Source organism: Pseudomonas sp. FW305-70, from assembly GCF_058783925.1.
Genome location: NZ_JBYSYZ010000002.1, coordinates 1 through 17,423 on the forward strand (window position 1 = coordinate 1; position 17,423 = coordinate 17,423).

At 62.1% G+C, this 17,423-nt stretch carries 14 protein-coding genes and 4 pseudogenes; 6 read left to right on the forward strand and 12 right to left on the reverse strand.

Annotated features, from left to right (window positions below; genetic code table 11):
* A partial coding sequence (locus AC3WN7_RS01545) for an acetyl-CoA C-acetyltransferase (RefSeq protein ID WP_102673116.1) occupies positions 1-1,238 on the reverse strand: 1,238 nt, incomplete at its 3' end.
* 263 nt (positions 1,239-1,501) lie between these two features.
* Here AC3WN7_RS01545 and AC3WN7_RS01550 point away from each other — a divergent pair.
* Complete coding sequence (locus tag AC3WN7_RS01550; RefSeq protein WP_102673117.1) at positions 1,502-2,854, forward strand: 3-oxoacyl-ACP reductase; 1,353 nt, start codon at positions 1,502-1,504, stop codon at positions 2,852-2,854.
* Positions 2,855-2,856: 2 nt separating this feature from the next.
* A complete protein-coding gene (locus AC3WN7_RS01555; protein WP_095964784.1) occupies positions 2,857-3,711 on the forward strand; it encodes a MaoC family dehydratase in 855 nt (284 codons plus the stop codon).
* A gap of 86 nt (positions 3,712-3,797) precedes the next feature.
* On the opposite strand, the pseudogene AC3WN7_RS01560 reads toward AC3WN7_RS01555, so the two are convergent.
* The 3 pseudogenes from AC3WN7_RS01560 to AC3WN7_RS01570 form a co-directional block, all read right to left on the reverse strand.
* Positions 3,798-4,019: pseudogene (locus AC3WN7_RS01560) on the reverse strand (DUF6124 family protein); the annotation flags it as partial.
* A 574-nt stretch (positions 4,020-4,593) separates the two neighbouring features.
* A pseudogene (locus AC3WN7_RS01565) lies at positions 4,594-4,770 on the reverse strand (LuxR C-terminal-related transcriptional regulator); the annotation flags it as partial.
* 49 nt (positions 4,771-4,819) lie between these two features.
* A pseudogene (locus tag AC3WN7_RS01570) lies at positions 4,820-5,051 on the reverse strand (prepilin peptidase); the annotation flags it as partial.
* Between the two features lie 142 nt (positions 5,052-5,193).
* On the opposite strand from AC3WN7_RS01570, the pseudogene AC3WN7_RS01575 reads away from it, so the two are divergent.
* Together AC3WN7_RS01575 and AC3WN7_RS01580 are read left to right on the forward strand one after the other, a co-directional pair.
* A pseudogene (locus AC3WN7_RS01575) lies at positions 5,194-5,328 on the forward strand (pilus assembly protein); the annotation flags it as partial.
* Positions 5,325-8,066 carry a PAS domain-containing sensor histidine kinase gene (locus AC3WN7_RS01580; RefSeq protein ID WP_102673118.1) on the forward strand — a complete coding sequence of 914 codons (2,742 nt, stop codon included), beginning with the start codon at positions 5,325-5,327 and terminating at the stop codon, positions 8,064-8,066. The pseudogene AC3WN7_RS01575 and the gene AC3WN7_RS01580, both read left to right, overlap by 4 nt.
* Before the next feature lie 136 nt (positions 8,067-8,202).
* Here the strand turns inward: AC3WN7_RS01580 and AC3WN7_RS01585 are convergent, their stop codons facing one another.
* The 4 genes from AC3WN7_RS01585 to AC3WN7_RS01600 are packed head-to-tail and all read right to left on the reverse strand — an operon-like array spanning position 8,203 to position 10,470.
* Positions 8,203-8,766 carry a DUF4136 domain-containing protein gene (locus AC3WN7_RS01585; protein ID WP_095964780.1) on the reverse strand — a complete coding sequence of 188 codons (564 nt, stop codon included), beginning with the start codon at positions 8,764-8,766 and terminating at the stop codon, positions 8,203-8,205.
* Between the two features lie 37 nt (positions 8,767-8,803).
* A complete protein-coding gene (locus AC3WN7_RS01590; RefSeq protein WP_102673119.1) occupies positions 8,804-9,406 on the reverse strand; it encodes a DUF4136 domain-containing protein in 603 nt (200 codons plus the stop codon).
* Positions 9,407-9,418: 12 nt separating this feature from the next.
* Entirely contained in the window at positions 9,419-10,168 is a 750-nt protein-coding gene (locus AC3WN7_RS01595; RefSeq protein WP_095964778.1) for a methyltransferase domain-containing protein, read from the reverse strand.
* A complete protein-coding gene (locus AC3WN7_RS01600; RefSeq protein ID WP_007971343.1) occupies positions 10,168-10,470 on the reverse strand; it encodes a MazG-like family protein in 303 nt (100 codons plus the stop codon). The genes AC3WN7_RS01595 and AC3WN7_RS01600 overlap by 1 nt, the downstream gene beginning before the upstream one ends.
* 259 nt (positions 10,471-10,729) lie before the next feature.
* Here AC3WN7_RS01600 and AC3WN7_RS01605 point away from each other — a divergent pair, with 259 nt between their 5' ends.
* Entirely contained in the window at positions 10,730-11,023 is a 294-nt protein-coding gene (locus AC3WN7_RS01605; protein WP_007971346.1) for a hypothetical protein, read from the forward strand.
* Between the two features lie 178 nt (positions 11,024-11,201).
* Positions 11,202-12,551 (forward strand): MATE family efflux transporter, encoded by a 1,350-nt coding sequence (locus AC3WN7_RS01610; RefSeq protein ID WP_102673121.1) that lies wholly within the window; start codon positions 11,202-11,204, stop codon positions 12,549-12,551.
* Positions 12,552-12,562: 11 nt separating this feature from the next.
* Here the strand turns inward: AC3WN7_RS01610 and AC3WN7_RS01615 are convergent, their stop codons facing one another.
* From AC3WN7_RS01615 to AC3WN7_RS01630, 4 genes are all read right to left on the reverse strand, one after another.
* Positions 12,563-13,363 carry a DUF4123 domain-containing protein gene (locus AC3WN7_RS01615; protein WP_102673122.1) on the reverse strand — a complete coding sequence of 267 codons (801 nt, stop codon included), beginning with the start codon at positions 13,361-13,363 and terminating at the stop codon, positions 12,563-12,565.
* The gene (locus AC3WN7_RS01620) at positions 13,360-14,679 is read right to left on the reverse strand and encodes a type VI secretion system Vgr family protein (protein WP_102673123.1); all 1,320 of its coding nucleotides are present in this window, start codon (positions 14,677-14,679) and stop codon (positions 13,360-13,362) included. Before AC3WN7_RS01620 ends, AC3WN7_RS01615 begins: the two co-directional genes overlap by 4 nt.
* Before the next feature lie 231 nt (positions 14,680-14,910).
* Positions 14,911-16,824, reverse strand: coding sequence for an arginine decarboxylase (speA, locus tag AC3WN7_RS01625; RefSeq protein WP_095964774.1), 1,914 nt, complete (start codon positions 16,822-16,824; stop codon positions 14,911-14,913).
* Between the two features lie 219 nt (positions 16,825-17,043).
* Entirely contained in the window at positions 17,044-17,415 is a 372-nt protein-coding gene (locus tag AC3WN7_RS01630) for a translation initiation factor Sui1 (protein ID WP_007991289.1), read from the reverse strand.
* Positions 17,416-17,423 lie beyond the last annotated feature (8 nt).

The following is a 17,423-nucleotide window of genomic DNA, read 5'->3' on the forward strand; positions in this document are numbered from 1 at the left end:
GCACAAATCGAAATCAGCCCCCGCCCCTTGCCCGCCGTATCCAGCAACTTCGCCAGGTTGGCGACGATGCGCCCACCGGTGGCGGCAAACGGATGCCCTGCCGCCAGTGAACTGCCCTTGACGTTGAGCCGACTGCGGTCAATAGAGCCCAACGGCGCATCGAGCCCCAGACGGGTTTTGCAGTACTGCGGATCCTCCCACGCCTTCAATGTGCACAGCACTTGCGCGGCGAAAGCTTCGTGGATTTCGTAGTAGTCGAAGTCCTGCAAGCTCAGGCCATTGCGCGCGAGCAAACGCGGCACGGCGTAGACCGGCGCCATCAACAACCCTTCGGCACCGTTGACGAAATCCACCGCCGCCGCCTCGCCGTCACGCCAATACGCGAGAATCGGCAACCCTCGCGCCTTCGCCCATTCCTCGCTGCCCAGCAGCACCAGTGACGCCCCGTCGGTCAGCGGCGTGGAGTTGCCCGCCGTCAGGGTGCCCTTGGCGCTTTTCTCATAGGCCGGCTTGAGTGCGGCGAGCTTTTCCAAGGTCGAATCCGGGCGCAGATTGTTGTCGCGGGTGAGCCCCAGGAACGGCGTCATCAGATCGTTGTGCCAGCCTTCGGCATAGGACGCCGCGAGTTTCTGATGGCTTTCGAGCGCCAATTGATCCTGGGCTTCGCGCGGGATGTTCCAGGTCTGGGCCATCAGCTCGCAATGTTGCCCCATGGACAACCCCGTGCGCGGCTCACCGTTGCGCGGGAACTCGGGGATCAGATGTTTGGGGCGCAATTGCAGGAAGGTCTTCAGTTTGTCGCCGGTGGTTTTCGCGCGATTGGCTTGCAGGAGGATTTTGCGCAACCCTTCGCTGACGCTGATCGGAGCATCCGAGGTGGTGTCCACGCCACCGGCGATGCCGCAGTCGATCTGGCCCAGGGCAATCTTGTTCGCCACCAGCAACGCCGCTTCCAGCCCAGTGCCGCACGCCTGCTGGATGTCATAGGCCGGGGTGGCGGGCGACAACCGCGAGCCGAGCACGCACTCGCGTGTGAGGTTCATGTCCCGCGCCAACTTGAGCACGGCGCCGGCGACCACTTCGCCGATGCGCTGGCCATGCAGGTTGTAGCGCTCGATCAGACCCTCGAGGGCAGCGGTGAGCATCACCTGGTTACTGGCCGTGGCGTAGGGGCCGTTGGAGCGGGCGAAAGGAATCCGGTTACCGCCGATGATCGCGACGCGGCGCAGCTGGGTCATGAGGAACTCCTGATGAATTATCTGAACTGAACACTGCCCCTTGTGGGAGCGGGCTTGCTCGCGAAGGCGTCGTGTCAGTCGACATCAATGTTGCATGACACTCCGCTTTCGCGAGCAAGCCCGCTCCCACAGGGACTGCGTGCACCATAAATCCTGCGACAAACTAATCTGCTGTAACCAAGCGTAGGCCTTATCTCGTGGATCGAACGACTGATCGCCATTCATGGTCCACACTTTGAACCTCAGCTTTCGGAGCGCGTTCCATGTCTGACCGCTATATCGACTTCGCCAATTCGTCCATCGGCCATCGCCTGGTCGGCGCCCTGGGGTTGCCGGCACCGACTCGACTGGAGCGCTGGCAGGCAGGCCGGCTGCGGCCCGTGGAAGGTGCGCTGCTGATCGGCGGCGGGCCGTTGACGGAACACGTCAGTGCCTTCGCCAACCGCCTGACCGACGCGATCTACAGCTACGGCACCGAGCCTTCGATGGCCACGGCCTGGATTCCCGGCCACGGACCGAAACTCAAGGCCGTGGTGTTCGACGCCAGTGACCTGCTGCACACCGATCAGCTCAAGCAACTGCGTGAGTTCTTCCAGCCGTTGATGAAGAACCTCGATCACTGTGCGCACCTGGTGATTCTCGGACGCGATCCGCAAACCCTGCGTGACCCGTTCGCCGCCAGTGCCCAGCGTGCCCTGGAGGGATTCAGCCGTTCCCTGGCCAAGGAATTACGCAGCGGTGGCACCCTGCAATTGATCTACGTCGGCGAAGGGGCCGAGGCGCAACTGGAAGGCCCGCTGCGGTTTTTTCTCTCGCCCAAAAGCGCCTTCGTGTCCGGGCAGGTCATTCGCCTGAATCCGTGCTCGACGCCCGTCAGCGACTGGACGCGCCCGCTCGCCGGGCGCAAGGCACTGGTTACCGGCGCAGCACGCGGCATTGGTGCCGCCATCGCCGAGACCCTGGCCCGTGACGGTGCCGACGTCATCCTGCTCGACGTGCCCGCGGCCAAAACCGATCTCGAAGCCCTCGCCGCACGCCTCGGCGGGCGCAGCATCAGCCTCGACATCTGCGCCGAAGACGCCGCCGCGCAGTTGATCGAACAATTGCCCGACGGCCTCGACATCGTGGTGCACAACGCCGGCATCACCCGCGATAAAACCCTGGCCAACATGACCCCGGACTTCTGGGACGCCGTACTGGCCGTCAACCTCAACGCACCGCAAGTGCTGACCAAAGCCCTGCTCGACAGCGGCGCCCTGCACGACAACGCCCGGGTGATTCTGCTGGCCTCCATCAGCGGCATCGCCGGCAATCGCGGGCAAACCAACTACGCCGCGAGCAAGGCCGGGCTCATAGGCCTGGCGCAAGCCTGGGCGCCGCTGCTCACCGAACGCGGCATCAGCATCAACGCCGTGGCACCGGGATTCATCGAAACGCAAATGACCGCGCACATCCCCTTTGGCCTGCGTGAAGCCGGACGGCGCATGAGCACCCTCGGCCAGGGCGGCCTGCCACAGGACGTCGCCGAAGCCGTGGCCTGGCTCGCGCAACCGGGCACCGGCGCATACACCGGGCAAGCGTTGCGCGTATGCGGGCAAAGCGTTCTGGGGGCTTGAGGATGATCACCGACTGGCACACTCTCAACCGCGAACCCAGCCTCCCGGGGTTGTACGCACGAGCGGCGACACGGCGAAAAATCACCGGCACCACCCTGCCCGATTCGGGTTTGCGCTGCTGGGTCGACGTCGATCCCAGACGCCTGGCGGCCTATCGCAAGGTCTGTGGCTTTGCCGACAACGGCCTGCTGCCGCCGACCTATCCGCATATCCTCGGCTTTGCCTTGCAGATGCAATTGCTCACGGCCAGGGACTTCCCGTTCCCGCTGCTGGGCCTGATTCACCTGAGCAATCGGATTCGTCTGCTACGCCCCATGGGCGGGGTGAATCGGGCGCGTGTCAGCGTGCAGGTGCAGAACCTGCAACCCCACGCCAAAGGCGCGACGTTCGATTTGCTGACCACCCTCGACGATCAACTGGGGCCGTTGTGGGAGGCACAAAGCCGGATGCTCTGCCGCGGCGTCAAACTCGAGGGCGAACCACTTGAGGAGAACCTGGTAACGAGTCTGGACATGAACGAAGTCGAACACTGGAAAGCGCCCTCGGACATCGGCCGGCAATACGCCAAGGTGTCCGGCGACTACAACCCGATCCACCTGAGCGCGGCCAGCGCCCGACTCTTCGGCTTCCCGACCGCCATCGCCCATGGCCTGTGGAACAAGGCGCGCACGTTGGCGGCACTGGCCGGGCACCTGCCTGTGGCGAACGTCGAGATCGCCGTGCAGTTCAAGAAGCCGGTGCGGTTGCCCGGTGAGGTGACGCTGCTGGCCAGCGAGCCGGGGGCGAGCGGGGACTTTCAGTTGGTGGGTGTCGGAGAGCTGGAGCATATGGTCGGGCATTGGCGGCCGGTGGCCTGACAAGGCCGATGCCTGTGGCGAGGAAGCTTGTCGGGCGGGCGCTACGCACCCGAGCGGGAGGACTCCCTCGCCACAAAGCTCCGTGGTCAGTCTTGCGGATCGAGATTATCCAACGCCCGGTTCACCGCCATCTCACCCAGCATGATCACCTGCGCAATCCCCAGCAGCGTATTGCGCTGCGAGCCCTGCAGAAAACCCGCGAAATCACTCGCCATCACACTCGCCGACGCCAGTGATTCACAAGCGTGGGCCAGCAGGGTTTCGGTGTCGATGTTCGGGGCGATGACGAACATCGTGCTGGGTTTGTGCACGGCGGGTTGTTTGGGTGGATTGGGGGGTTGGTTTTATCATCGTTGCACCTCTGGGATGAAATGGAGCCACGTCCAAATTGCCGCGAAGCAAATTGGGGTGGCAGCTGTACGCGGGTTCGCGGACCGATCCCAGAGGCAGCTCGGCATACCCGAAGGTATCCCGCGCACAGTCGCCATGACACAGAACGACAGACACAAGAAAGTGTTGTCGTCAGGTGGAGCGATTATGCCTTAGGAATCGAGCCGCGACGCCCGGACGCTGAATTTTCAGCGACCGACAAAGGCTAGAGATCGCGCTTCCGACGGACAACCTGAAAAGCGTGTCAGAGGTGTCCTCGGGACTTGAGGAAAACTACACAGGATTGGTTGACTGTAAGACCGCCTTCGCGGGCAAGCCCGCTCCCACAATGGGCCGGGGTAAACCCACGCCTCTTACCACTCATCAGGCAGAGCGTTAGCTCGCCTGCAGCTCTTGATCTTGATCCAACCGCCCCCTCGGGAGGCCTCGTGAGTCGCCGTCAGGGCGAAACCATAAGCGGCCGTTACCGCAGAAACGGATATGTACACAAAATCAGTGCGCCGCAAACCACTGCCGCATCCCGGAATTACTGGGCGACAAGGCCAACGCCAACTGCGTCCGCTTATGCATATGCGTCAACCTCAACACCTGCGACACATACAACTTCACCGTGTTCTTGATAATCCCCAACTCACACGTAATCTGATAATTGGTCTGTCCCTTGCCCGCCTGCCTGAAAAGTAGACGTAGTTTCCGGCTGTGAACATATAAGGGCCGACTAGTGGAGCCAGGTGAATGTCAGCATCAGCCCCACCCGCACGAACGGTGCAAATGACTGTTTCTTTGACATTTCAGGCGCCATATAAAAAAGCAGGTTCTAAGCCCCTGACTCACAGGAGCCAGACTCTTGACGCTAGCAGCAGCCAGAAAACACTGGCCAATCCAGCACCCGTAAACGTGCCGGGCACGTGCATACCGTCCGTCGCAAGACCCGGGGCGGCCATGAGTTTAAAGCGCTGCACTCGGTAAAAACCTCCGTTTTGGCGGAATGATTCTATGCTGACATTACTCAGTGATATCAGGGTAGACGCACTCATGAAAGCCAGACTCCCCCACAAACAAAAAGGTGCCGCCGCGATAGAGTTCGCCCTGGGATTGCTGACCGTCGCCATTCATTACCCCGCCAATAAAATCAGCGCCGTCATTCCGTTCCTGAACCTGCCCGGCATCGGTCGGGTACCCAATCTGCCGGCGACCCTCACGGCCAGTGCGAGCCTGCAATTTTGAGTGCCGGGGATAAATTGTTCGGGCGCCTGCTCCACCGCCACCCGCCGCCCCCACCGGAGCCGCCGGAAACACTGCGGGTGCACAGCTTCGGATTGCAGATGCAGCTCAATGCCGATGGGCGTGTCGTTCAATTGAGCGGTCCGCTGCGGCACTTGCTGGCCCAGCATCCCCCCGGCACACAGGAACCACACCTGCTCGACTTCCTGTTGCCCCACAGCGGCCTCGTCATCGAAGGCGCGCCGGCGCACTGGCAGGGACAAACCCTGGACCTGGACTTCTACAGTCTCAATGGTCCGCCCCTGCATTTGCGCGGCTGGGTGCAACCCTTGGCCGATGCCTGGCTGTTGCAGATGCTCGACATCGGCGACTTGTTGCTCGAGCGCCGGCAATCGCGCAACCGCAAGCAATGCCAGGTGCTGGTGCTGCAAATCGCCGAACAGTTGCGCCTGTGCAGCCTGACACGTCTGCCCGAGATGCTGGGCGAACAACTGCAAAGCCTGGCCCAGCGTTTTCAGATCCCCTGCATTGCCCTGGCCTTGCTCGATGAGCAGGAGCAGGGTTGGCAGATTCACCAGCACTACACGGCTTTCGATGCACCGCAGCTATGGCAAAACGACCAGCGCCTGGGCACGGGGCTGGACAGTTTGAGCGGCTCGGCACCCCAGTACCTGATCCCGCGCGAACACCCGCGCCTGCAAGGCACGTTCGGCAATAACGATGGCTTCGCCGTGCCCTACCACGATGCGCAAGGGGTGGTCGCCTGGTTGCTGTGCGGTTTCTACACGCCGCAACAACGCGCCCCCGATGTCACCGAACGCGATTGGCTGCAAATCACCGCCGCGCTCGCCAGCCCCTTGCTTGAACGCTTGCGCGAGCACCGACATCACCTGCAACTGGAACGCCTGGAGTCGCTGCAAGCGTTGCTGGGCACAGGCTGGTGGGAAGTTTTCAGCGACAGCGAAGAGGTGCAGTTGGCACCTTCGCTGGCGACGAACCTGAACCTTGGAACATCGCGTTTATCGGTACAGGACTGGCTCGACCAGGTGTATCCCGCCGACCGCGAAGAGCTGCGCATCCGTCTGCAGGACTTGCAGGTGTCGGGCATGCCACTGCTGTTGTGCGTGCGCCTGTATCGCCCCGACGATGCACTCGAACCCGTCTGGTATCGCCTGCAAGGCCAAGCGCTGGGCGTGGGCAAAAACCGTCGGCTGGTGGGTTTCATGCACGACATCAGCGACATCAAGAATCAGCAGCAGAGCGCCGCCGCTGCCCATGCACGCCTGGACAATCTGATCGCCAGTTCACCGGCGGTGATTTATGTACAGCGCTATGACGAAGGCGCTCTGCAACCGGTGTTCTTTAGCGACAGCCTGCTCCCGTTGCTCGGCTGGACCCTGGCCGACTGCGCACCCGGGGCGCTGGTGGAGCGGGTACACCCCGACGACCGCCTGCAGTATTTCGAGCGCACGCGACGGCTGCTGCGTGAAGGCTCGGTGCGCGCCCGCTATCGGCTGCGCGACAGTCAGGGTGACTATCACTGGCTGCTGGATGAAGCGAAATTGTTGCGCGACGACCTCGGCTTGCCGGTGGAAGCCGTGGGCTTGTGGCTGGACGTCACCGAAGCGACCCTGGCGGCCGAGCAGGTCAGGCAGAGTGAGGAACGCTACCGAATTCTGGTGGAAGACTCGCCGGCGATGATCTGCCGCTACCAGCCGGACCTGACCCTGACCTTCGGCAACCGCCCGCTGGCCACCTATCTGGAATTGGCGCCCGAGCAATTGCCGGGGGTGAATCTGGGCAACTGGATGTCCGGGGAACAGCGCGAGGCATTCACCCGGCGGCTGAACCAGTTGAGCCCGGAGTTTCCGGTCAGCACCGCCGAGATCAACCTGCAACTGCCCGGGCGCGAACACGCCTGGTGGGTCTGGTCCGATCGCGGGGTATTCGACGAACAGGGACGCTTGCTCGAGGTCCAGGCCGTAGGACGCGACAACACCGAGGTACGACGCTCGCAGCAGCAGCTCACACAAAGCGCGAAAATGGCCACCCTCGGTGAAATGGCCACCGGCCTGGCCCATGAGCTCAACCAGCCGTTGAACGTGATACGCATGGCCATCGTCAATGTCCTCAAGCGCCTCAGCAACGGCGACGTACAGGTCGACTACCTGATCGACAAGCTCACCCGCATCGACAGCCAGGTGCAACGCGCCGCGCGGGTGGTGGACCACATGCGGGTGTTCGGCCGCCGCTCGGAAATCGAGCAGCAACCGTTCAACCCGGCCCAGGCCATCGAAGGCACACTGGCGCTGTTGTCCGAAGGGATGCGCGGCAAAGGTGTCGACCTGCGCATCAGCGAGACCGGTTTTGATGTGCTGGTGCGCGGCTACGTCGATCAGCTTGAGCAAGTGCTGATCAACCTGATGGTCAACGCCCGGGATGCATTGCTCGGCAAGCGCGAGGCCAACCCCGATTTCAAACCGTGGATTTCGGTGTACGCCGAACGGGATACACACGCGGTACGCCTGTGGGTCGAGGACAACGGCGGCGGTATCGACCCGCGTTTGCTGGAGCGGATTTTCGAGCCGTTCTTTACCACCAAACCGGTGGGTGTCGGCACCGGTCTGGGGCTGTCGGTGAGCTATGGCATTGTCGAGAACATGGGCGGCAAGCTGAGCGTCAGGAACTCCGCCGAGGGCGCGCGTTTCTGCATCGAACTGCCGATTGTGCTGACGGACTAGATCACCTGGGCTGGGCGTCCCGTGTGACAACCGAGGTTGGCACCCACCTCGACCTGGTTCAGGTCGATCCCCAGGCTCGCAAGTGTCGAGCATAAAAACCCCTGTGGGAACACAGGGGTTGAGAGACTGGCTGATTCTAAGTGGCGTGCGGTGGATAGTTGGCCAATATCCGCGTGACTGTTTCCAGGATGGCATCACGACGATCCGACGGGTTCGGTGTGCGGCTGAGTATCTGTTCGTCACTGCCACGCCACACCAGTTTGCCGTCCTTGCCATCGAGCAGGTCGATCTGGATGGTCGCTACCTTGTAGCTGACATTACGGGTTTCGTTATACATGGGCGCGCCGTAGTAGCCATACCACGGGTACCCCCACCCGCCGCCGTAGTTGGTGGTCACCTGCTGTTGCCGCTCTTCGACAATCAGGTAGGTCTGCACATTCAAGTCACCCTTGGCACCCGCGGCGGCCGGGCGCAGACCGCGCTGGTCCAGTTGATCGGCTACCGCCTGACGGATGCGCTGTTCGGTCAGGTCGCTCTTGATCCGTGGATCATCGGGACGGTATTGCAGGGCGGGTTCTTTCCACGTCCAGCTGCGATAGGCAGCAAAGTCGCGGCTGGCGTCGAAGTCATGATTGACCTGGTTGGCGGCGCAGGCACTGAGCAGCGCGACCATGGCCAGTAGTATGAAACGGCGGAACATGATGGTTCTCCTGCGAAATGCTTCTTATCTACAGAAGCTAACTGGGAGGATACGCCGACATCGCCTTTTCCACAGCCTCCCGTATGGCATCGACGCGCTCGCTTTCGCTGCCCCGGTTGCCGGTTTCAGCGCTGGAGCTCCATATCGGCTGACCGCTTTTGGCGTCAAACATGTCCACCTGAACCACCACGACCTGTTCCGAATAGGTGCGTACGATCGGCACGCTGCCGTACATGCCGTACCCCGGTCCGTAGCCACCGTAACCGCCGTAGTAACCGTAATCGTCCTGAACCTGGCGCAAGCGGGTTTCCAGGCGCAGGTCGGCGCTGACAAACAGGTCGGCCGGACGATTGTCGTGCAACGGGCGCAAGCCGCGTTGGTCCAGCGCATTGCTGACTGCTTCGGCAACCTGCGCCGAGTCCGCCCAGGCCGTGCCCGGTGGCAGGTGCCCGTCGAGCCAGGCCCAACTGCGGTAGCGCCCATAGTCACGGGGTGCTGCCGGATAAGCGCTACGGTCGAAAGTCTTGGCGGCCTGGGGCGGTGCCGGAGGCAAAGGGTTGGACGTGGCGACATAAGGGTTGCTGCCCTGACAGGCGGCCAGCCCCAGGCAGAACAGCAGTACACCTGAATGACTTTTCATTGCGTGCTCCGATCAGACAGGCCGACAGATCCAGTGCAAGTAACGTCCAAGCCCGGCATAGGCTGGATGACGGCGGTGGGCCAGTTCCATTTCCAGCAGGTCCACCAACTCGGCGCGAGCCTGGAATTCCACCGGCATGTAATCGTGAAAAACCCGCACGCCACTCTGGGTTTCGACCCGCCATAGACCTTCAAGTTGCGCCGCCAGTTCACGCGGATCAAGGGGCTGCTGCGGGGTCAGGCTCTGTTTTTCACCGGCCATGTCGTTCTTGCGCATCTTGCGGAAATGGCCCTTGAGCAAGTTGCGGTAGATCAGCGCATCGCGGTTGTAGAACGCCAGGGACAGCCAACCATCGGCCTTGGTCAATTGATGCAACACCGGCAGGATGGCGTGGGGTTCGGCCAGCCATTCCAGCACGGCGTGGCACAGCACCAGGTCGTAGGGTTCGGTGAGCTGCCCGAGCAGTTCCTGCCAGGGTGCCTGAATGAAGGTGGCGCTCTGTCCGGCATCGGCGAAGCGTTGGCGGGCGCCTTCGAGCATCGGTTCGGCAGGTTCGGCGAGGGTCACCTGATGGCCACGCTGGGCCAGCCACAACGACATGTGGCCAAGGCCCGCGCCGATGTCCAGCACACGCAGCGGGCGATCGGGCAAGGCTTCGGCCAGATCGGCCTGCAACACCGCCAGACGGATCGCACCTTTGGCACCGCCGTAGATTTTTTCGGCGAAACGGGTCGCCAGTTGATCGAAATGACGGTCGCTCATCAGCTGAACCTCCGCTCGCTGTCCGCCAGTTTGCTGCGCACCACGGCCTCCATGTCCAGGCCCAGCTCGCTGCACAGCAGCAACAGATAAAGCACGATGTCACCGACTTCCTGCCCGGCATGGGCGAGTTTGTCCGCCGGCAACTGGCGTGACTGGTCTTCGGTCAACCACTGGAAAATCTCCACCAGCTCGGACATTTCCACGCTCGCGGCCATGGCCAGGTTTTTCGGACTGTGAAATTGCCGCCAGTCATTGCGGTCACGGATGGCGTGCAGGCGTTCGGTCAGTTCAACAAGGTTCATCGGGCTCTCCTGAAGGCGTATAGCTTCGGGGGGATGACCGAGGATGGCAAGTGACAACGGCTCAGTGTTCCGTTTGTTTTTTGTGGGAGCGGGCTTGCTCGCGAAAGCGGTTGTCCAGTTAATAATGATTCGACTGACACGCCGCCTTCGCGAGCAAGCCCGCTCCCACAGTTACGGCGCAACCCTCTATGCTGGTGGGAACTCGGCAGCATGATCGACAGCCCAAGGCTCAATTCTCTTTAATCAGGACGTTCACTCCATGCAGGTAGAAGGTTTTTCCGAATGGCTCGGCCAGGTACTCGGCTCGATCATCCGCTTCATCGTTGATGGCCTCAGTGGGCTGTTCAATCTGTTGAGCAACGCCAGCAGCAATTTTGTCGAAGGCTTGTCCCAGGCGCTGGGCATGGAGACTTCGGTCGTCAGCATCGTGACCTTGATCCTCGGTCTGATCCTGCTGTGGACGGCGATCCGCGCCTTTCTCAATGCATCCTTCATCATGGGGATCATCTGGTTGATGCTGGGACTTTGGCTGCTCAGCTGGATCATCCACTGACCCCACCGGAGACTGTGGGAGCGGGCTTGCTCGCGAAGAGGGAGTGTCAGTCGAATCAATATTGACTGGACGACCGCTTTCGCGAGCAAGTCGGATCGCCGCACCGCCGCTCCCACAATTGAATACACGGCATGCTCTGAATCTGCCGCTACAATGCCCGCTCCCCCAAGGAGCCTGCATGTCCGACCTGACCGCCGACTGGCGCGACCGCCCTACCCATCGCCGGGTCTGGGCACTCGCCGCGCCGATGATTCTTTCGAACATTTCCGTACCGCTGGTGGCACTGGTCGACAGCACCGTCATCGGTCACCTGCCCCACGCCCATCAACTCGGCGCCGTCGCGGTCGGGGCCAGTCTGTATACCTTCCTTGCCTGGGCCATGGGTTTTCTGCGCATGGGCTCCACCGGGTTCGCCGCCCAGGCGGCCGGACGCGGGGATGGTGCGGCCTTGCGGCAGATTCTGTTGCAAGGCCTGTTGCTCGCCTTCGGCCTGGCCCTGGTCCTGGGTGCTGTGGGCGTGCCGTTGAGCACAGCGGCGCTGCACTTCATGCAACCGTCGGCGGAGCTCGATCAGCTGACCCGCGAGTTTTTCCACACCCGCCTGTTCGGACTGCCCGCCGCGCTGGCCAGTTATGCACTGGTCGGCTGGTTTCTCGGCACCCAGAATGCCCGGGCGCCGCTGGCGATTTTGCTGAGTACCAACCTGGTCAATATCGCCCTGAACCTGTGGTTCGTCCTTGGCCTCGAATGGGGCGTGGTCGGTGCCGCCCGGGCCTCGGTGATTGCCGAATGGACGGGGGCGCTGATCGGCTTGCTGATGACCCGCAAGGCCCTGCGTGCCTATCCCGGGCATATCGTCTGGGCGGCATTGGCGCTGTGGCAGAGTTGGCGGCCATTGCTGGCGGTCAACCGCGACATCTTCATCCGCAGCCTGGCGCTGCAATCGGTGTTTTTTCTGATCACGGTGCAGGGCGCGCGGCTGGGCGACGCCACGGTCGCGGCCAATGCCCTGCTGCTCAACGGTTTGCTGCTGACCGCCCATGCCCTTGATGGCTTGGCCCACGCCGTGGAAGCGCTGTGCGGGCACGCCCTCGGCGCCCGCGACCGCGATGCCCTGCGCCGATCATTGGTGGTGGCGGGCGGCTGGTCGTTGCTCGCGAGCCTGGGCTTTGCCGCGCTGTTTCTGCTCGCCGGGCATTTGTTCATCGAAATGCAGACCGACATTCAGAGTGTGCGCGACACCGCGTTCATCTACCTGCCCTACCTCGCCGTACTGCCGCTGATTGCCGTCTGGAGCTACCTGCTCGACGGCCTTTTCATCGGCGCCACCCGCGCCAGGGAAATGCGTAACGGCATGCTGCTGACTGTGGTGCTGGTGCTGCCTTTCGGCTGGGCACTGCAAGGCTGGGGCAACCATGGCCTGTGGATAACCTTTTTGCTGTTCATGCTGCTGCGCAGCCTGACCCTCGGCGTGATCGCCTGGCGCCTGCGCCGTCACGATGGCTGGTTTGCCGGCAGCACTCACTGAGTGGCTCGAGTTCATGGCCAGGGTTGGTCGTTCTGCCACCGGTGGCGCAGGCTATCGAGGCGCTCCTGCTGAGTCCTGCCCGGCAATGGCTGCACGGGCACGGCGTCGGGATACTGCAAACGTAGCCATATCCAGCCATCCAGTACCGGGCGCTCGCTGAAACCCAGCGCCAGTCCCTCCTGCACACGGGCCCACAGGCGGGAGAAATCGGCCCCGGTGGATCGGTTCCAGCGCCAGGCATGTTGTTCGAGCAGGCAGGTTTGCAGTTTTTCCTGTTGCCCGGCACTGAGGCTCTCCTCGACGGCCAACGGGCTGACCGCCAGCCCGGGGTTGGATAAACGCTGCCACCCCTCGCATCCCGTTGCGCGATCGGCCCAACTGCCGCCGAACCAACGCAACTGCTGGATGGGCCCTAGCCAGCGACTCAGTTCAGCGGCATCGCAAGCATCGAAAAAATAGCTGGCCGTGATCGGGTTGTAATAGTTCAAAAGGGCCCGGTGCAAGCCAAGCGTAACCGTAAGCATGCGCCGTAAATGCGCGAGCAACGGCGCAGCGCCGGCCTCGCTGACCATCAGCAATCCGGGCCAGCGTTGGCCGTCGACGATGCACAGATCGGCCAGTGCCGGGCAGGTGCGCAGATCGACCAGGACCGGCCCCTGCGCTCGCAGCGCATGCCACTCCGTCCTTTCGAACAACCCATACCACCGGGCTTGTGCAAACATCTGCCGAAGCGTGACACCCGCCTGCGGCGTGCCCGGCACATCCAGCAACAACCACTGCGGGGGCGCCTCGGGCGTGCGTGCGACGATCATGCTCCAGAGCTCTGGCCAAGCTGCGTCGCCAGACGACAGGTGCACAACGCCTGTGCGCAATGATTGAAACTGCCACCGCCGGGCAGCAGGCACAGCATCAGCAGCGGTTCTGCCGAGTGCAACCATTGCTCCAGGCCCTCATCAGGGGTACAGATGACCTGGGGAGTGTCCGCGCTCATCTCCTCGATCGTTGCCGGCGCATGCAACACCCCGGTTATCTGCGGCTGATCGGGATCACCTTCGACAAAACTCACGACCAGCTCGGTTCCTTCGCGCAATGGCGAGTACGTCTCGGCCTGCAACGGCCCGGCCAATGGCAGCCAACAGTGACTGGGCGCTGCCCCTTCGCCCTGGTAAAGCCAGTCGAATTGCACCGGTACCGGCCTTGCCGGGTCGGGGCCTTGCTCATCGACCTCGACGACCCACGCCCGCTGCAGGCTGTGCATCTGGGGTTTGCTCGTCGCGCAGGGCAGCTCGAAGCGGGCCGGCCATTGCAGGGCACGGGCCTGGTTGTAGTAGGGCGTCGCCGTATCCTGGCTGCCCCAATGTTCAACGTGGGTCACCAGCCAGAGCCGATTGCAATCGGCAACCGGATGACCGGACAGCGGCATCACCCGACCGCTGCGCAAGGTCGCCAGGTCTGTCCGGCACTCGACACATTGCGCCGCTGTCGCAGCGCTACGCTGGCGTTTGAGCTGCCGCACTGCCGGCCGATCACCCTCGCTGCGCATTACCGCCGGCTCACCGGTTCGAAAATGTTGCTGATCGTCGCTGAACACCACGCAGTGCCCCCCGACCCGGTTTTCGAAGTGGTAATGCAGCCCTTCCTGGGCGCACAGTCGCTGGAGAAATTGCAGGTCCGACTCTCGATATTGCGTGCAGAAATCCCGGGGCGGGTGGTCGCCGCTCAGCGCCAGGCGTCGATCTTTACCGGTAATGCCGTGCTCCTTGAGCACCTGATCGAGGATTTGCGGCACCGAACGGGCACTGAAGATTCGTTGGCTGAAGCGCTGGGCCAGGCAAGCCAGTCCTGGCCCCAGGCGCACCTGACAGAGTCGCGGCCCCGAGGCATGATCACGCTGGACGAGTTCATGCAATTGTCCATGCACATGGTTTCCGGCTGGCCCGAAATGCAAGGAGGCCGGGCGGTACAGCAAACTGGCAAGGTCAAGCACCGGGTCATCGATCAGCAGCTCCAGGTCGAACACGAACGGCTCGCTGATGGCTTCTCTACCGGTAAAGGCCAGGACCTCAAGGGAGTCGGGCAAACCTGCAACATCCAGACGAAATAACGGTTCGCTGACTGGATTGAACATCGGCGTTTCTCTACGGGAGGGGCGGCCGGGGATTCTCGCTGAGAGACATGGCCGAGTAGAGTGCCGAAATACAACTTAGGAAATAACCTACGCGAAAAGAAGACCAAATGCGCTAAGTAGTCGAAACGCAGGTAATTTCCCATGGAATCGGAGAATTGCCGCACCAGGTCATCTGAAATTTCCGAGGCAGAAGGAAAATTTTCAGACAACCTGATGAGCGTGGAACTTACCTCAGGAAGACAGGTAAGACGAACGGGTCAGACCCAGACGCAAGGCATCGAGGAACTGCGTGCGCTCGGTTGCGCTGATGCGGGCACTGGCGCACTTGTCGCGGTAGTGAGTCATCAACTCCTCCGGCGACAAGTGCACGTAACGCAGCATGTCTTCGATGGTGTCGTGGGTTTCGATACCGGCGTGGTACACGCTGCCGTCGGCGTTCTGGTAGATATTCACCGAGTCGGTGTCACCGAACAGGTTGTGCATGTCGCCAAGAATTTCCTGGTAGGCACCGACCAGGAACACACCCAGCAAGTAGTCCTCACCTTCCTTCAGCGCGTGCACCGGCAAACTGGTTTCGATGCTTTGCTCGTCGACGTACTGGTTGATCTTGCCGTCGGAGTCACAGGTCAGGTCTTGCAGCACCGCACGACGCAACGGCTCTTCGTCGAGGCGGTGCAGCGGGATGATCGGCAGGACCTGATCGATGGCCCAAGTGTCCGGCAGGCTCTGGAACACCGAGAAGTTGCAGATGTACTTGTCGGCCAGTTTGTCGTTGAGTTCGTCCAGCACCTGACGGTGGGAACGCTGGCGCGCCTTCAGCGAGTTGTGCAGGCGACGGCACACGGCGAAGTAGCATTGCTCGGCCAGGGCTTTCTCGGCCAGGGTCAGCTTGCCGTCGGCGTACTGGGAGGCAACATCGCTCATGTAGTGCGTGGCGCGCCAGTAGGTTTCGGTGACCATCTCGATGTCGGTCGGACCCAGAAGGTCCACCAGCCACTGTACGGTTTCCGGCAGCGCTTCCTTGTTCTCGATCTGTGGCACGTCGTCGTTGTGTTTCTCGACGTCGGTCACCTGGATCACCAGCATGGCGTGGTGCGCGGTCAGGGAACGGCCGCTTTCGGAGAAGATGTTCGGGTGCGGCAGGCTCTGCGCATCGCAGAACTCCTTGAGCATCCCGACCACGACACCGGCGTAATCGTCCATGTCGTAGTTGATCGAACTGGCGTTACGCGAGTGCGTGCCATCGTAGTCCACGCCCAGGCCGCCACCGACATCGATGTGGTCCACCGGCAGGCCGAGGTTGCGCAATTCGCCGTAGTAACGGATCGCTTCCTTGAAGCCGTGCTGGTAGTCCGCCAGGTTGGCGATCTGCGAGCCCATGTGGAAGTGCAGCAGGCGAATGCCCTGGTCCAGGCCGGCCGCGCGGAAACGCTCGACCACCGAAAGCAGTTGCGCCGCCGACAGGCCGAACTTGGATTTCTCGCCGCCAGTGTCTGCCCACTTGCTCGACGCCAGGGACGACAGGCGCACGCGCAGGCCGACCTGAGGCTTGACCTTGAGCGAGGCCGCTTCTTCGATCACCAGGCCGACTTCGGATTCTTTCTCGATCACGATGAACACGTTGTGGCCGAGCTTCTGGCCCATCAGCGCCAGGCGGATGAACTCACGGTCCTTGTAACCGTTGCAGACGATGGTGCCGCCCTTCGGCGCCAGTGCCAGCACCGCCAGCAGCTCAGGCTTGGACCCGGCTTCCAGACCGATGGAAACGTTCTGGGTGGCGATGATGTTTTCGATCACCGCTTCCTGCTGGTTCACCTTGATCGGGTACAGCGCGGTGTACTTGCTCTGGTATTCCAGACGCTCGATGTTGGCGTCGAATGCGCCCGTCAGCTGACGCACGCGGTCTTGCAGGATGTCCGGAAAACGGACCAGCAACGGCAAGGACAGGCCGCTTTTGCGCAGCTGGTCGACTTGCTCGAACAGGTCGATAGGCGAGCTGCTCGGACCGTTCGGACGAACTTCGACGCGACCGGCGTCATTGATCGCGAAATACCCGGCCCCCCAATGGCGAATCCCGTAAACACTGCGGCTGTCCGCAACTGTCCATTGGCTGCCATCGTCTTTGCGTGTGCGTCGTACGGACATCGAAGTCCCCTATAAAGAAGTCATAGTGCGTCGCCTGGATTCAGGCCGGCGCAGTCTAAAGAATGAAAATGACGGTTCGTCAACGAGGCAATAGACCCCGCCGACCGCAGTGAGTTTAGAAACCGGTCATGAACAGGCTCTGTGAAAACCATGTGGACGGCGCCAGGCCTGAATGCCATCAGGACCGGATCAAGCCGAGGGTGGTTTTCACAGAGGCTGCTAGCCGCCGGATTTCTTCGCCTTGAAACCGAGCTTGATCAGTTCTGCCAAGAGTAGCTCGACATGATCGCCCTGGATTTCGATGACACCGTCTTTCAACGCCCCACCGGTTCCGCAACGCTTCTTCAACGTCGTGGCCAGTTCCTTGAGCGCATCTTCAGCCAACGGTACACCGGTAATGGTGGTCACCGTCTTGCCGCCACGGCCCTTGCTTTCGCGACGCACGCGCGCAATGCCGTCGCCGGCCGGGATAACGGTCTGTTTGCAGATGCAGGCGTCCACCGGTTTACTGCATTCCGGGCAATGACGACCTGCGTCGGTGGAAAATACCAGGCCGCCCAAGGCGGCGAAGGATGCGGCTTTTTTGGCCACCGGCAATC

Coding starts and splice junctions, on each gene's coding strand:
- AC3WN7_RS01595 (WP_095964778.1), bottom strand. CDS start 10,168: ATGAGCGACCGTCATTTCGATCAACTGGCGACCCGTTTCGCCGAAAAA.
- AC3WN7_RS01605 (WP_007971346.1), top strand. CDS start 10,730: ATGCAGGTAGAAGGTTTTTCCGAATGGCTCGGCCAGGTACTCGGCTCG.
- AC3WN7_RS01600 (WP_007971343.1), bottom strand. CDS start 10,470: ATGAACCTTGTTGAACTGACCGAACGCCTGCACGCCATCCGTGACCGC.
- speA (WP_095964774.1), bottom strand. CDS start 16,824: ATGTCCGTACGACGCACACGCAAAGACGATGGCAGCCAATGGACAGTT.
- AC3WN7_RS01590 (WP_102673119.1), bottom strand. CDS start 9,406: ATGAAAAGTCATTCAGGTGTACTGCTGTTCTGCCTGGGGCTGGCCGCC.
- AC3WN7_RS01585 (WP_095964780.1), bottom strand. CDS start 8,766: ATGTTCCGCCGTTTCATACTACTGGCCATGGTCGCGCTGCTCAGTGCC.
- AC3WN7_RS01620 (WP_102673123.1), bottom strand. CDS start 14,679: ATGTTCAATCCAGTCAGCGAACCGTTATTTCGTCTGGATGTTGCAGGT.
- AC3WN7_RS01555 (WP_095964784.1), top strand. CDS start 2,857: ATGATCACCGACTGGCACACTCTCAACCGCGAACCCAGCCTCCCGGGG.
- AC3WN7_RS01610 (WP_102673121.1), top strand. CDS start 11,202: ATGTCCGACCTGACCGCCGACTGGCGCGACCGCCCTACCCATCGCCGG.
- AC3WN7_RS01615 (WP_102673122.1), bottom strand. CDS start 13,363: ATGATCGTCGCACGCACGCCCGAGGCGCCCCCGCAGTGGTTGTTGCTG.
- AC3WN7_RS01550 (WP_102673117.1), top strand. CDS start 1,502: ATGTCTGACCGCTATATCGACTTCGCCAATTCGTCCATCGGCCATCGC.